We start from the raw sequence: 15,332 nt of genomic DNA on the forward strand, positions 1-15,332 counted from the left end.
TGCTTCAATTGTCGCGAGGTATTGGGAAGCTATCCATACGTATGACTTCCGCGCACGAAAGAACCGCGCTAGACAGCACCCTCGTCTACTTCTGCCGACGACGTAGCAAGCGGAAGTGTGAAGAAAAAGCGCGCGCCCCCATGCGCAGACGCGTTATCGGCGGCAATGGTTCCACCGTGCATTTCGATGATCGAGCGCGAAATAGCGAGTCCCATTCCCATGCCGCCTGCCTTCGTCGTATAGAAGCTCTCGAAAACGCGCTTAACGTTTTCCAGGTCGATGCCCGGCCCGCCGTCCTCAACCGAGCACGTGACCGACGATGTATCGAGAGCATGCGTCGCGACAGTAATGTGGCCGCCCGTGACCGCTGCGGCCTCCATTGCCTGCATCGCGTTGACGACGAGATTTACGACAACCTGCTGCAACTGGACCCTGTCCACAACTACAACCGGCACACCAGCCGCGCGTTTGCGCACGATGGCGATGCCCCGCTTATGCAACTCGTGATGCAGGAAAAGCAGTGCCTCATCGACGAGCGGATCAAGCGGCGCTGCGACCCGCTTCAATTCGCGCCGCGTCGCCATTGCGTGAATGCGATCGACGATCTCGACGGCGCGCTGCGCATCGACCGTGATGTGCTGATTGACAAGCCGAGCTTCCGCGATGTCCGGCTCAGACCGGTCTAGCCATCGGTTGCCGAGCGAGCTGTTCATTCTGATAGCGGCCAGCGGCTGCTTCAGCTCGTGCGCGATGGATGCCGTCAGTTCCCCGAGCATGGAAACGCGGGCCGCGTGGGCGAATTCCGCTTGCAGTTGCTGCAGCAGTTCCTCAGCACGGATGCGCTCTGTTAGGTCGACAAGACTGATCAGCACCATACCTGATTCTTCGGCACCACCGGGATGTGCAACTGTGAGCAGTACATCGATGATCCGTCCGTCGAGCGTAGGAAGCTTGGTTTGTTCCTGGAACAGCGATGCGCCACCGTATCGGCTTTCGAGGACGCGCCGGAAGGTGTCCGGCCGCTCACGCCATAGCCAACGCAGGGGCCCCAGCAACACAGTCCTATCGCGTGCGCCGAACATCTGCGCGGCGTGAATATTGACTTCATCTACACGCAGCAGCTCCATTGCGCGATCGAGCCAGCCAGGATGGTCGTCGATGTAACGGGACACGTCGTACACGCCCTGCGCCCGCAGTTCCTCCAGCAGCGTCATGAGCGGTTGGGCATCAACCTGCCATAGCCCAACTGGCATATCGAAGAACAGCGTGCGATATCGATGTTCGCTGCGCGCAAGCGCAGCATGCGCGCGCTTGCGCGTCGTAATGTCTTTTAGCGCCCCGACTACGCGCATCCCCGCGTCGGCATCGACCACCACACGCGCGATGAGTTGGAGATGCCGCACAGAGCCGTCCGGCAGCAATAGTCGACACTCGACGTCGAGTGGCTCCCTGTCGCGGGTCGTCCGGTCGAGCACAAGCCGCATGTAGGCCACGTCCTCCGGGTGCACGCGCGCAAGCATCAATGCAATGGTCGGCGTGGTCGTGCCATCGTACTCGAAGATCCGAAAGCTCTCTTTCGACCAAAAAAGCTCGCCGCTTCGCACGTGCCAGTCAAAACTGCCCGTGCTACTCAGCCGCTGCGCTTCTGCAAGCAGCGCTTCGGCATTCTGAAGATCTGCATAGAGCCGCGCGCTTTCCAAAGACATCGCCGCTTGCGTAGCAAGCAACCGGAGCATCGCCGTGCGTGCCGGCGTGAACGCGTTCGACGCAAGGTTGTTCTCCAGGTACAGCACGCCGATTAGCCTCGCTTGTTTAATCAGCGGCAGGCAAAAGATGGATCGCGACCCGTGGCGCCGGATATAGTCGTCGAGGGAATACGGCGTAACCGCGGACGCATCGTCCAGCAAGAGGCTGTCGGACGCGCGGATCACATAGCGCAGCACTGATTCTGGCAGGTCTGCCTCCTCGAAACGGAGTTTCGGAAGCCGCACGTTCACGCCATCAGCGCACGTCGCGGCTTCCGCTTCCACAACCAATCCCTTGGGGCGTTTCAGTATCAGCACGCAACGGCTTCCGCCCGCATGTTCGAGGGCGAGCCTCATCAGCGTGTGTATCAGTTCGTTCATATCGAGGCCGCTAAAAAGCGACCGCGACACGCTGACGACCGTGGCAAGGTCGAGCTGCTCACTCGATGTCGAGATGGCGCCGTCTGATTTGAATGCGTCCTGTTGGAGGGCCGTGTAACGCCGCACCAGTTGATCGACCTTGCCGGTTGCACCCCAGCGTTCGTAGCAGGCGCGAGCGTTCAGCATATAGCTATCCGCAATCGTCCCGAGCCCACGCTCTGCGTAGAAGCGCCCGGCCAACTCGTGCGAGAGCGCCTGCAGGTGGATAAAGCCGTGCTCGCGGGCCAGGCGCACCGCTTCTTCGTAAAGCAGCATCGCTTCCGAGTCACGGCCTTCGACGCGCGCGACTTCCGCGCGAAGAAGCGCGTGCCGATGCTGAAAGTTCGCGGGGCAATGCTTCGCCCACGACTCGAATTTGTCACATACGGCATGAACGACGCGGCGAGATTCTGCTTGCTGGTTTTCGTTTTCCGAGGCATCGAGCGCGACGTGCGTCAATGCATGAAAGAAATGGAACGTAGGCTCGATTGGAAGCGCCATCACGGCATTCAGCGTCGACTGCGCTTCGCGTGCGGCCCCGAGGGCTGCACGATAACGTCCATCCATGAAGGCGTGGATCATCCGCATGATGTGGCAGAACGCGATGCCGCAGCCGAAATTCGCCCGCATGACCACTGCTAACGACGCATCGTCATCGAGCGCATGACCCGACTGGCCTTGCAACGCGGCGACGAAGCACTGTTGCAGGCGGATTGTCTCGTAGACCGCATCGTTGCGGCTTTGCTGCGCAAATGCGGCGTGCGTTTGGGCAGTGCGTTGAACGTCCGCGAGCGGCGCGCCTTTCTCGATCGTCTGCCACACCGTGGTGAAGGCCAGATAGCCGGCGAAGGCAAGGTCGCCGACATCGAGGCATGCGGCACTAGCGCGCTCGAGAATCGCCAGGTCGGTCGATATATGACGCCGCCAAAAGTTGATGTGATTGCCGTGCAAATGCAGCAGCTTGCCCTGGAACCGTCGATTGTCGAATCTCTCATTGAGACGCAACGACATCTCGGAGAACTGCACGGCCGAGACGATGTCACCGATGCGGGACACCAAAATCAACGCGTAGTTACCGTACGCGAAGCTTGATTTGTCGGTGTTACCTGCACGTAGGGACAGGTTGACCGCCTTCAGCGTAACGAGCGGATAGAACGCCGGACGGGCGATGAAAGCGCAAGGCATCGATTCGACCAAAAGATCCACGATGGTTCGGGCAGCATCATCCGATGCGACCGGTGCATCGACAAGCCGATCGATGGCGCGTCCCGCCAGGTTGGCAGCAACGTCACGCAGCTCCGCCTCGAATTGCACCGCGGCGCCTTCGTCCTCGGACGGCAGCAGCACGCCGAATTCGCGCAACGCCTCGCGAGCCACGTCAAAGCTCTCATCGTATCGCCCCGCAACTTGGTACAACTCCATGCGCAAGGCATGAACCCGCGCGCGATACAGATTCGAACGCGCGCGGCCCAGGATCGTGTCGAACAGCGCATCCGCGTCGGCAAAATCAGCCATAACGAACTGGCATTCGGCGAGCGCCAGATACAGATCAAAGGTGCCGTCGTAGTCACGCGACCAGGCATTCTCGCCAATTAGAGCTACGCCGTTAGAGAGATAGTTACGCGCCGATGCGAAAGCAGCGGAGTTCATTGCCCGCCGTCCTGCCGCGAAGTTCAAAGCAACAGTGCGCTGGCGCTCTGCTTCATCCGTCATAAGCGACGCACCACGATTCAGGTGGTTGACAATATCGAAAATGGCCGGATCCGCCGCATCAGCCGGTGCCTCGGATGCGAGGGCGCGGCCGAGCTGTAAATGTGCCGCAGGGCGGTCTGCCTCCGGAATCAGCGCATACGCGGCTTCCTGGACGCGATCGTGCGCAAACATGAACGCGTCCCCGACGCGGTGTAGCAGGCCCGCATTCACAGCATCCCAGAGCTTCATGTCCACGGATGCCCTTGGCTCATCACGTGTCCGTGCCAACGCGTCCAGGTTCGCGATATTGCCCAGTATCGCGAGCTGACTTAGAACCTCCCGCGTGGCATGCGGCAAGCGGTATAGTTTGGCCGCCATCAGATCGGCGACGTTGTCGGTCAATTCTCTATCGCGAATTCGCGGCAGGCTCCATGTCCAAATGCCGGCGTGATGATCGAACGCGATAAGACCGTCGTCGGCAAGCGCGGTGAGAAACTGAACCAGGTAAAAAGGGTTGCCGCCCGTTTTCTCGTGGACAAGTTCGGCAAGCGGCGCAGCCGTCGCGGTCGGACAGCGCAGCAAATCGCCAACGAACGCCGCAGCACTTGTCATGCTCAACGGCAACAGCTCTAACAGATGCGGTTTCGAGCCAGCTTTGCGGATGTCATCGATCATCGTTGCGAGCCGAACTTGCGAACCCGCTTCGTTGTCCCGATAAGCACCAATCAGCAGCATGTTCCGAATGTCGCGGTGCGTGGCCAAATGCACGAAGAAATCGAGCGTGGCAGCGTCGTGCCATTGCAGATCGTCGATGAACAACACGAGAGGATGCCCAGGCTGCGCGAATACGCTTAGGAAGCGTCGAAACGCGATATACAGGCGGTTGCGCGCATCGTCCGGTGGCAAGTCCGGAACCGCGGGCTGCTCCCCGATGACCAGCGCCAACTCGGGGACGAGATTGAGCATCAGCCGGCCGTTGGGCGCAAGCGCCTCCGTCAGCGCGTGCTGCCATTGTTCTAGCTCCCTGTCGCCGCTAACGAGCAAGTCGCGCACGAGCGACTGAAACGCTTGCACTAGCGGCACGTAGGGCGTGTCGGCGCGGTACTGATCGAATTTGCCAGATGCAAACAGCGGGCGTGCGCCCGCGAGCGCCCTCTGCAAATGGCTCACCATCGATGACTTGCCGACGCCCGCATAGCCCGACAAGAACACGATTTGAGTATTGCCTTGAGTCGCTACCTCATCGAACGTCGCGATAAGCTGGTCGATCTGCGCATCCCGGCCATGAAGTTTCTCCGGGATTTGTATTCGGTACGATGCGTCACGCGTGCCGAGCGCGAACGGTGCGATCGCATGCTGAGTCTCCCACTCCGATAGGCAACGTAGCAGATCGACGTGCACCCCTGTTGCTGTCTGATAGCGGTCCTCCGGGTTTTTTTGCCAGCAACTTTTCTACGATGTGCTCGACAACTAGCGGCAGGTCTTGCACGCGCTCCGACGGCGGTACCGGACGGCGAGCGACATGACAATGAATCCATTCGATAGGGTCAGACGCGGAGAATGGGGGCGTGCCCGTAAGCATCTCATAGCAGACCACGCCAAACGAATATAGATCACTTCGCTCATCGGGAGGCCGGTTCATACGGCCAGTCTGTTCGGGTGCCATGTACATCAGGGTGCCCCGAATCAGCGTGGAAGAAGCGGCCGCATCACGCTCAATCCGCGACATAGCCGCAATCCCAAAACCGGTAAGACGCACGTTGTCGCTCGCATCGACCAGCACATTCGCGGGCTTGATGTCTTTGTGCAAGATGCCGCGTGCGTGCGCCCGCGCGATTGCTTGTGCGAGGCTCGCGGCGATACGCAGGAAGCGCGGAAGCGCTAGAGGTCGATTGAGCAAGCGACTCAACGGCGCACCGCCACTGTCGTCGAGAATGAGCACGGGCGGCACATGGCTGAGGTCGAGTGCGAGCGGCTGTGCAGCCCACTCCGGATCGAGCAACGATGCAAGGCCGTACTCGCGTTCGAGCCGACTGATGCTGTGCGACGCTGGCTTCGCAGCCACAAGCGCTAGCACGGAGCCCGGAGCGCCGGGTTTGCGCGCGCGGCAAAGCAGCATGTCACCATCGTCATGCAGCGGCTCTAGCGAAAAGCCAGTCAGATCCATTCGAGGCGCTCCTCATCTCGCTAATATCCGGCGAGCGCGATGCACACCTGTACTTTTGTGCGGGTCACATCGCTCACTAAACCGGACACAGGCTAGCATGGGAAGCGCTGCCAACCTCACAGCCCCGGCCCGCGCAGCAACTAACGCCAGAGTGTGCCTGTATAGTGCCCGAGTCGCGCTTCAACGTCGTATTCCTTCTGCAAGCCCAGTTTCATCAACTGACCGATCTTTTCTTGTGCGGCAGGCCGTCCGACCGACGCAATGAACGCATCCCACTCCGGCGAAACCGCAGAGTCAGGCGGCAGCGTCTGTGCGTTGACAAGCTGCTTGATGGCACTGAGCGATTGCTTATCGAATAAACTGATACGCGTCGCAAGACCGTCGACAAATGCGTCGAGTTCGCCGTCGGGCAGCGAGCGGTTGACATACCCATAGCGTTCAGCGAGTGGACCATCGATGTCGTTTCCGCTCGTCAAAACTTCGAGTGCGCGGCCCCGTCCGATCAACCGCGATAGACGCGTCATTGGACCACCTCCCGGTACGAGCGCGGCGCCGATTTCCCACTGCGACAGCAACGCATACTCGTTGCTGGCGAAGCGCATATCGCTTGCAAGCGCCAGTTCACTGCCGACGCCCGACGCACGCCCGCGAATTTTCGCAATCGAGATGACAGAAGCACGCCCGATGCGCGCCAGCATGTCCGGCAGCGGCGGCATGCCTGTCGGGCCAGGCGGCAGATTCACCGTCACTTCGAGCGGAGGGACGAAGTCGTAATGGGTGAGGAAGAAGTCAGGCACAGCGCTGTCGAAAACCACCACCTTCAGATGGGGGTCGTTTTCGAGTGCGGTCACCACCGCGGCCAGTTGTGGCATCGTATCCGGCCCGAAAATGTTGAATGGTGGACGATCGAAGACTACTCGCCAATACGAAGGGCTGCGACGTTCTACCTTGATCTGCGCATCGGCGCTCTCTTGATTCATGTCGTTCTCCGGGAAGTGAATATCCGATTCGATCACTCTGCCTATCTGTGCAGCAGGTCTACCAGATCTCGCGCTACCGCTTGCGAAGACGCTGGATTCTGGCCCGTGATGAGACGGCCGTCGATGATCGACAGCGCCTCCCAGTCAGCGACTTTTTCAAAGCGGCCGCCCAGACGTTTCAGTTCATCCTCGACGAGGAACGGCACGACATGCGTGAGTTGCACCGCCTCTTCCTCCGAATTCGTGAAGCCGGAGACGCGCCTTCCTTTGACCAGTGGCTCGCCATTGAATCTGACGTGGCGTAACACACCGGGCGAATGGCACACGAACGCCACCGGTTTGCCCGCGCTATAAAAGCGCTCGATCAGCGCGACAGAGATGGGATCCTCAGCAAGGTCCCACAAGGGCCCGTGACCACCGGGGTAGAAAACAGCGTCGTACTTGTCTGGTTCCATGTCTGCCAGTACGGCCGTGTTGGCAAGCACGTGCTGCGCGGCAACATCACGCTTGAAGCGCTCAGTCAGGTCCGTCTTGCCTTCAGGCGTATCGCTTTTCGGATCGATGGGCGGCTGTCCGCCTTTGGGAGAGCACACCGTAACCTCGATGCCCGCATCAAGAAAGGTGTAGTACGGCGCAGCGAATTCCTCAAGCCAGAAGCCAGTCTTCCTACCCGTGTCGCCGAGTTCGTCATGCGATGTCATTACCATCAGTATCTTCATGGTCGCACCGAGTTCAATGAGATTTGTCTTGCCACGCGATGCCGTGGTTACACCACTATACGTTCACAATTGCGGACCGGAGGGCCGCTCTATACCAACGTATTAGGTCTTAATGACATCGTTAGATCGAGTCGTCGACGCGTCTGATCGGGAATCGGGTCATCTGTAAAAACTCGCGAATTAGCCTTGCAAATATCTGCTAAAGTTAGACGGCAATTCGGCAGTATCAGCAAAATCGTTGTTGTCGCGGCGCCGCTAGGCGGAGGACCAAAACGGTACTCGCTTGACGTCGCGACCGCTCAACGCTTCACGACTCCGCTACGTTCAGCAAGCAAATGCGACCGCCTTGAACCGGTTCTTCTATCGTCTGACGTTCGCGCCAAGAAATGCTCGAACCGTAGTGTTGCGATGTTCGTAAATCACCCTGAGTGGAGAAATGATGAGCCCTCGTTTTGATACGAACTTGGACCGCAGGATGCCAGAGAGCGAGACGTCCATCGTCTATGTCATTGACGATGACGAATCGATTCGTTTTACTCTTCAGAGCCTCGTGCGGTCCGTCGGGCTGCGCGTCCAGACCTTCGACTCGCCCGCCGCTTTTCTTGCTTGGCCCAAGGACGATGTGCCAAGTTGTCTCGTGCTTGATGTGCGTCTGCAGGGCGAAAGCGGCCTTGGTTTTCAGGAAGACATGGCGCAACTGGGCCTGCACATACCAATCATTTTCATGACCGCATACGCTGACGTTGAAATGACGGTCACTGCAATGAAAGCCGGGGCGCTGGATTTTTTTCAAAAACCGTTTCGTGACCAAAACATGCTTGATGCGATCGCGCACGCCCTGAAGGGTGATGCGCAACGCCTTGCAGGCGAACAAGCGCAGGCCGGCGTTTTCGCCGCGTACGGATCGCTGACGGTGCGCGAGAAGGAAGTGATGAAGTATGTGGTAGCGGGCTTGCTGAATAAACAGATCGCCTACGAAATGAATCTCAGCGAGGTGACCGTAAAGATCCATCGCGGACAGGTAATGAAGAAGATGGCCGCGCGGAGCTTGCCCGATCTTGTCCGGAAAGCAGAGTCGCTCCATGACACGTCCGCCCGGTCAGTACCCGCTCGCCTCGGATCCCTGCTTAACGCTGCACGCAACGACGATGCGGCCAGCTTGCGCGTCATGCATAGTGTCGAACGCCTGCGGCGCGCGCCACGTACATCTTGAAGCGACTCGCGATTCGAGCGAACGTTGCCGGCGTCACGACGTGCGCCCTGCCGATGATGCTCATGCCAGCCATAGTCAACACTGCGATTGAGGCGCCGAGTACACGGCGGCGATGCGGATGGATATCATCAGTCATCGCGAGGACTCTGTCCGATGCACGGCGCAGCGCTTTCGTCAGCAGGAGAAGTGTAGAAGAACACATTAGTGCGCGCACTCATACGATCGTATGAAGCGCAATCGATCCGCCCGCTCCAACTAATTCAAGATGTGACGGCGCCCTCGCGGCGCAGTTGCTCAACTATGAAATCGACAAACACCTTCACGCGCAGAGACAGATATCGTGCATGGGGATACAGCAGGACGAACGGACGGGACGCGCCGCCGCGATCTTTCAGTACCTCCACGAGCCGCCCGGCCCGAAGGTCCTCGTCGACGACGAAGCGATAGGTCTGAAACAATCCTGCCCCGCTGCGCACCAGCGTAACCCCGGAGAGGGCATCCCCAGATGTCCGGTACGTCCCGCGCGTGATTGACTCGACTTCACGTCCTCCGTCGTTAAATGCCCACGAAAGGTCCCGGCCGCTACTCGGCATCTCAAACTGAATGCATTCGTGTGACGCAAGGTCGTCGATAGACTTCGGCACTCCCGCACGGCGCAAGTATGAGGGCGATGCGACCACGACCAGTTCGGCATCTTCCAGCTTGCGCGCGATGAGGCTTGAGTCATCAGGAGCGCGGCCCCGGATCGCGAGGTCGAATCCCTCATCGGCGAAGTCGATGTTCCGGTTGCTCAAATGCGCTTCGATGCGCACATCCGGATAACGTTCGCGGAAAGCAGGCAGCAAAGGCAGCAGCCGATAGTGCCCGTACGGTGTAGGTACGCTGATTCGAAGTACGCCGGCCGGAGTGCGTTGCTGCCCTGTCGCTTCACGTTCCGCCTCCACCAGTTGAGATAAGGCATCTCGACATTGCTCGTAGTAACGTCGGCCTGAATCGGTAAGCCTGATTTGGCGCGTGGTTCGGACAAAAAGTCGTACGCCCAGTCGTTCTTCCAGCCGCGAAACGGAGCGGCTCACTGCAGCGGGCGTGACGCTCGCCGCATTGGCCGCGAGCGTGAAGCTGCCGGCTTCCGCCGCAAGACAGAACAACTCGATACTGCCTAGCAGAAGGTCATCAAATCTTCGTTGCATAGTCTAAGTTCGGCACTAGCCGCAAAAAATGTGATTGTTGCATTGGTCAAGACTACATCGCGTTAATTGAGATTTGCGTGTGCGTCAACTACGGTAAGTATGTCGTGAAGTAAGGTAAGTGACACGCTGTGCTCATTAACCCCGAAGGAGAAGCGTATGTCTGTCGAACAGAAATTGGCCGGCCTCGGCCTCGCTTTGCCGGAACCGCCCCAACCACTCGGAAGCTATCGCGCCGTAAGCGAAGCCGGCGACTTGCTTTTCATTTCCGGGCAAGTCCCACTTGCCGACGGCAAGATGGCATACACCGGCCGCGTCGGCGAGCAGCTCACAGTGGAAGACGGCCGACGCGCCGCCCAACTGACCGCCCTCAACGTCCTTGCGCAGATCGAGCGGCATCTTGGCGGCTTCGATCGCTTGAGTCACATCGTACGCGTCGAAGGTCATGTAAGTTCCGCCGATGGCTTCCACGGTCAGCCCGCGGTGCTGGATGGTGCGTCTGACCTCTTCGCCGCCGTACTCGGAGACAAGGCGGGGCACGCCAGGTCTGCCTTTTCACATTCGCAACTGCCCGCCAACGCTGCAGTCGTGCTCGTTGTGATTGCACAAGTTCTACCGGCCTAAAGGCGTGAGCCGCATTTGTGACACCGACGCAAAACTGTTGATATGCGCCGTGCCTTCGAATGCGGCACTGGAACGCCTACATTGATGTCAACCGGAACGCCGCGCACGTGCGCTTCCGACAGTCAATCAATGAACCACGAACCGGAGCAATCCAAATGAATCAGCAAACGAAGGTTGTTGTCGTCACAGGTGCTTCACAAGGCATCGGAGCGGAAATTGTCAAAGCGCTTCGCGCTCGCGACTACCGCGTCGTCGCGACCGCGAGATCCATCCAACCATCGGACGATCCCAATGTTGTCACCGTAGCGGGAGACATCAGCGACGCTGCGACCGCGCAGCGGGTGATCTCGCAGGCGGTCGAGCGCTTCGGTAGCGTCGATACGCTGGTGAACAACGCGGGCATTTTCATCGCCAAGCCTTTCACGGCTTATAAAGAAGAGGACTATGCGGCGGTCATAGGCGTGAACGTATCCGGCTTCTTCTACATCACGCAGCATGCGGTCGCGCAAATGGAAAAGCAGGGCAGCGGGCATGTTGTCAGCATCACGACGAGTCTCGTCGATCATCCAATTAGCGGCGTACCGTCTGTGCTGGCTTCGCTGAGCAAGGGCGGCATCGCTGCTGCAACGCGGTCGCTGGCGATCGAATATGCGAAACGCGGGATCCGTGCCAACGCGGTATCGCCGGGCATCATAAAATCGCCGATGCATCCGGAGGAAACGCATGCGGCGCTCAATGCGCTTCATCCGGTCGGGCATATGGGTGAAATGCGCGACGTCGTCGACGCTGTCATGTTCCTCGACGATGCGTCATTCGTCACGGGTGAAATCTTGCACGTCGATGGCGGACAAAGCGCGGGCCACTAGGAGCTAACGAAGCAAGCCGCCCGCGATCTGTTGTTGTGAAGCGCGCACCGTCCGGCGAGCAATGGCGTTCGCACCGAGTTGCGGAAGAATGCCTGCCGTCGGACGGCGATTCTCCAACCATGCCGCTGTGGCTAGACTGTATTCAATGACGATCCCGAGCCAGCGAGCACCCGCTCATCTGTGACTCCAAAGCCCGCTGCCCCGACCCCAACGCCATAAGCGTTGCAGCCGACACCCATCGACTCGCTCGTCATTCCAGCCGGGTTCGACCGCTCCACGGGCGCCGGCCTTGGTGAATGGCTAGTCGGGACTCGCATGTGTCGATGGGATCGCCTCAGGCCGGCGAAGCGTCGAGCGCCTCGTCTTGCCGCGCCCTGTTCCACAGCACGAGTTCTTCGGCTGGGATCGCCGGTGCGAACAGGAAGCCCTGCAACTCATCGCAGCCGATCTTGCGCAATACCTGCGCTTGATGGCCGGTTTCCACACCTTCGGCCACCACACGCAAACCAAGCTCATGCCCAAGATCGACGATCGCCTTGACGATGGCAAGATCAGCGGACGCGTCGAGCATGTCTCGCACGAACGCGCGGTCGATCTTCAGACGGTCGAGCGGAATCCGGTTCAGATAGCTGAGACTCGAGTAGCCGGTGCCAAAGTCGTCGAGCGAGAGCTTGACGCCTATCCCGCGAATGGCGTGAATGGCTTGCGCGTAGTGTTCGGCGCCATCCATGAGAACCGTCTCGGTGATTTCGGGTTCCAGGCAATGCGGCGGTACGCCATGCGCGAGCAGACTCTTGCCAAGCGCCGCAACGAGCTCCGGCTCGCGGAGCTGGATCGCCGAAATGTTCACGGACGCGCGTATTTCGAGGCCCGCTTCGTCGCGCCAGGCGGCAAGCTGCCGGCACGCTTCCTCGATCACCCACGCGCCAATGGAAACGATGAGGCGCGTGTCCTCCGCCACCGGAATAAACACCGCCGGACCGATTTCACCCAGTACCGCGCTCTTCCAGCGCAGCAGTCCTTCGACACTCGCGAGCGCACCGGATCGCGCTTCGAGGCATGGCTGCCACTCGAGCCGCAACTCGCTGAACTCAATAGCCGTGCGCAAACACGTTTCCAGCGTGAGGCGATGACGCGCCTGTTCGGCCATGTCGGCCGAGAAAAACTTGACCTGATTTCGGCCGGCAGACTTGGCCTGATACATCGCGGCGTCGGCGTTCTGCATCAACGTATCGATGTCTTCGCCATCATCCGGGTACAGTGCGACGCCGATGCTGCTCGCCACCTGGAGTGTCAGCCCGCTCACTTCATGCGCTTCGCGAAGCAGCGGCAGTAGCCGCTGTTCGATGCTGCGCGCCACTTCGCTCGCGTGACCGACTCCGTTGAGCAGTACCGTGAACTCGTCTCCGCCCAGGCGGCTCACGGTGTCGTCGGTGCCGACCGCATTGAGCAGGCGTCGCGACACGGACCGCAACAAGCCGTCACCGATGTGATGTCCGAGCGAATCGTTGATGTTCTTGAAACGGTCGAGATCGATGAACAGCACCGCGACGCGCTGCCGCGTTCGCTGCGCTGCTGCAATAGCGACCCCGAGTTTCGCGGCAAAGAGTGCACGGTTGGGCAGTTCGGTGAGCACGTCGTGCTGCGCGAGAAACTGGATGCGCGCTTCGCTCTTCTTGCGGTCCGTGATGTCGATAAGCGTGCAGATGTAATGCGATACAGTGCCGCGCTTGTCGTGTACTGCGCTGATCATGAGCCACGCCGGATAGTCACCGCCCTCGCGGCGACTTATCTGCGCCTCGCCGTGCCACGTGCTGCTGCGCCCGACGCGTTGCAAGAGGTTACCCAGCGGGCCGTTTTCGTCGTCGTGCGCCTGCGAGTCGATGAAGGCCGGCGGCTTGCCCGCCACGTCGTCCATCCGATAACCAGTCGCGCGAAAGAACGAAGGATTCGCAGTGAGCAGACGCGCCTCTGCGTTCAGAATGACGATCGCCTCGGACGATGCCTCGAACACCTTGCCCCACAGTTCCAGCCGCTGCTCCATGAGCTTGATCTGATTGATCGGCGTGAACGCGGTGAGAATGGCGTCGCGTCCCTGGAAGGCGAGACGGCGCGCCGACAGCATCGCCCAGCTCGGCTGAGAGGTGGCTTTCCAGTGAACTTCGAATTCGTCGATGGCTTCGCGGTCGGAAAGTTGCTGAAAGAAGCGCGCGCGGGTGGCAGAGTCGAGGCCCTGGGCCCACGGATCGGTGCTGCTTCCATTGAGCCAGAAGAGTCCTGGAGCATTGGCGTGCAATACCTCGTGGCCGGGAATAGCGGTGACGACCATCGGCACGGGCGTGGCTTCGACGAGAGCTGATTGCGCGGCTGACGCGCGGGCGGTCGCCGCCAGTTCCTTCTGCACGACGCGTTCGCGGTCCAGCTGCGCAAGCATTTCGTTGAAGCCGCGCACGAGTTGGCCGATCTCGTCCTGACTATCCCAGTCGGCGCGCTTCGTGTGATCGCCGGTACGGCGCACCACATCCATTACGCGCGCGAGTTTGCGTAGCGGCGACGAAATCTGCTGCGCGACGCAATAGACCAGTGTCAGGATGGCGCACAGCAGAAAAAGCGCCGTGCCCAAATGCAGCCACATGCGGGAAAACAGGGCTTGCACTCGCGCATGCAGCAGGCCGTCGAGCTGCTCGCCGGTATTGCGCCAGAGGTCGTCTACGCTTTGAACGAGCGCTTGCTGCGCGCTGTCGACGATCATCAGCGCCGCTGCATCCGGCGCCACGTTGTCGTCCACCACCACCCGCGCCGCATGCCTGAACGCCTCGACGGCAGTGCGCATACGATCGAACGACGGAGAAAGCGTGCGCTCGAATTGACGATTGGCCGCCCCGGCCTCGGCGTAGTCCGACCGCAAACCCTGCATGACGCCGTCGAGCTGCCCTTCGAGGACCAGATAGCGCGAGCGCACTTCCTCTCGCGAGCGCGCGTGAACGCCGTCGTGCAGATGGCGGCCGATGCCGTTCACCGCGGTCAGCAGTGCCGGATAGCGTAAGATCGAAAGCGACATCGCGTAGTAGCTGTCGAGATCCGGGTCGAGAATCAGGTTCGACTGATTACCGATGCGCGTTATCAGATCACGAGAGGCGGTCAGCGCCCGGTCCGTCGACGCGATCCTGAGTTCGCGTTCGAGCGCCATCGTCTGCAGAGCGGTTCGCAGCGCGTTGCTGGGCTCCGCGCTTCCCATCTGCGCGCCGTATTGCTGCTCGGCAAGGACGAGCCTGTCGACCTCGGCATCGAGTTGCGCCGGCGTCGGCGGTTTGCCCGCGCCCGCCATTGCGATGGACGTGATGCTATGTTCCACCTCGTGAACATACGCGTTGCCAACGATCTCCTTGTTCGAAAAATCAATCGCCAGATACTTTTCGTGAATCAGAATCCCGCTGATGTAGATCACCGCGCTGAGATCGAGCAGGTAGATGAGCAACAGCTTGTGCCCCACGCGCAAATGCGCGAGCAGCTTGAAGAAAGGATTCCGTTTCATGGGCGAGACGTTTGGAAACGTGCGAGAAAAGTCATGCAGGCGGGCGCGTACAGGGCAGCGAATGGCCGCCAGCGATCGTGTTCGCCCACCTATCTATTACGCCTCTTACGGCTCGCCAAAATTAACCTTTAATTAAAATCTTAGTACGCCGATTAGCCCTGAAGAAGTGCATGGCATGCACGCG

General features: G+C 59.9%; 9 protein-coding genes. 3 read left to right on the top strand and 6 right to left on the bottom strand.

What is annotated here, in order from left to right; translation table 11 throughout:
• Nucleotides 1-68 precede the first annotated feature (68 nt).
• The 4 genes from AB6804_RS25880 to AB6804_RS25895 form a co-directional block, all read right to left on the bottom strand.
• Nucleotides 69-5,258 (bottom strand): AAA family ATPase, encoded by a 5,190-nt coding sequence (locus AB6804_RS25880; RefSeq protein ID WP_370888857.1) that lies wholly within the window; start codon nt 5,256-5,258, stop codon nt 69-71.
• A complete protein-coding gene (locus AB6804_RS25885) occupies nt 5,179-6,024 on the bottom strand; it encodes a serine/threonine protein kinase (protein WP_370888858.1) in 846 nt (281 codons plus the stop codon). Before AB6804_RS25885 ends, AB6804_RS25880 begins: the two co-directional genes overlap by 80 nt.
• Nucleotides 6,025-6,164: 140 nt before the next feature.
• A complete protein-coding gene (locus AB6804_RS25890) occupies nt 6,165-7,004 on the bottom strand; it encodes an enoyl-CoA hydratase/isomerase family protein (RefSeq protein WP_370888859.1) in 840 nt (279 codons plus the stop codon).
• A 41-nt stretch (nt 7,005-7,045) separates the two neighbouring features.
• Nucleotides 7,046-7,723, bottom strand: a complete 678-nt coding sequence (locus AB6804_RS25895; protein WP_370888860.1) for a type 1 glutamine amidotransferase domain-containing protein — start codon at nt 7,721-7,723, stop codon at nt 7,046-7,048.
• Between the two features lie 439 nt (nt 7,724-8,162).
• Between AB6804_RS25895 and AB6804_RS25900 the strand changes: the two genes are divergently transcribed.
• Nucleotides 8,163-8,936: a response regulator transcription factor gene (locus AB6804_RS25900; RefSeq protein ID WP_370888903.1), complete on the top strand. Its 774-nt coding sequence runs from the start codon at nt 8,163-8,165 to the stop codon at nt 8,934-8,936.
• A 260-nt stretch (nt 8,937-9,196) separates the two neighbouring features.
• Here AB6804_RS25900 and AB6804_RS25905 read toward each other — a convergent pair whose 3' ends face one another.
• Nucleotides 9,197-10,126, bottom strand: coding sequence for a LysR family transcriptional regulator (locus AB6804_RS25905; protein ID WP_370888861.1), 930 nt, complete (start codon nt 10,124-10,126; stop codon nt 9,197-9,199).
• 156 nt (nt 10,127-10,282) lie between these two features.
• On the opposite strand from AB6804_RS25905, the gene AB6804_RS25910 reads away from it, so the two are divergent.
• A complete protein-coding gene (locus tag AB6804_RS25910; protein ID WP_370888862.1) occupies nt 10,283-10,747 on the top strand; it encodes a RidA family protein in 465 nt (154 codons plus the stop codon).
• Nucleotides 10,748-10,902: 155 nt separating this feature from the next.
• Entirely contained in the window at nt 10,903-11,613 is a 711-nt protein-coding gene (locus AB6804_RS25915) for an SDR family NAD(P)-dependent oxidoreductase (RefSeq protein ID WP_370888904.1), read from the top strand.
• Between the two features lie 334 nt (nt 11,614-11,947).
• Here AB6804_RS25915 and AB6804_RS25920 read toward each other — a convergent pair whose 3' ends face one another.
• Nucleotides 11,948-15,148, bottom strand: coding sequence for an EAL domain-containing protein (locus tag AB6804_RS25920; protein WP_370888863.1), 3,201 nt, complete (start codon nt 15,146-15,148; stop codon nt 11,948-11,950).
• Nucleotides 15,149-15,332 lie beyond the last annotated feature (184 nt).

It is taken from the genome of Caballeronia sp. RCC_10, from assembly GCF_041360715.1.
GTDB lineage: Bacteria > Pseudomonadota > Gammaproteobacteria > Burkholderiales > Burkholderiaceae > Caballeronia > Caballeronia grimmiae.

What these genes read in the sequence shown, in the direction of transcription:
- AB6804_RS25885 (WP_370888858.1), bottom strand. Translation starts at nt 6,024, where the DNA reads ATGGATCTGACTGGCTTTTCGCTAGAGCCGCTGCATGACGATGGTGAC.
- AB6804_RS25890 (WP_370888859.1), bottom strand. Translation starts at nt 7,004, where the DNA reads ATGAATCAAGAGAGCGCCGATGCGCAGATCAAGGTAGAACGTCGCAGC.
- AB6804_RS25895 (WP_370888860.1), bottom strand. Translation starts at nt 7,723, where the DNA reads ATGAAGATACTGATGGTAATGACATCGCATGACGAACTCGGCGACACG.
- AB6804_RS25900 (WP_370888903.1), top strand. Translation starts at nt 8,163, where the DNA reads ATGAGCCCTCGTTTTGATACGAACTTGGACCGCAGGATGCCAGAGAGC.
- AB6804_RS25905 (WP_370888861.1), bottom strand. Translation starts at nt 10,126, where the DNA reads ATGCAACGAAGATTTGATGACCTTCTGCTAGGCAGTATCGAGTTGTTC.
- AB6804_RS25910 (WP_370888862.1), top strand. Translation starts at nt 10,283, where the DNA reads ATGTCTGTCGAACAGAAATTGGCCGGCCTCGGCCTCGCTTTGCCGGAA.
- AB6804_RS25915 (WP_370888904.1), top strand. Translation starts at nt 10,903, where the DNA reads ATGAATCAGCAAACGAAGGTTGTTGTCGTCACAGGTGCTTCACAAGGC.
- AB6804_RS25920 (WP_370888863.1), bottom strand. Translation starts at nt 15,148, where the DNA reads ATGAAACGGAATCCTTTCTTCAAGCTGCTCGCGCATTTGCGCGTGGGG.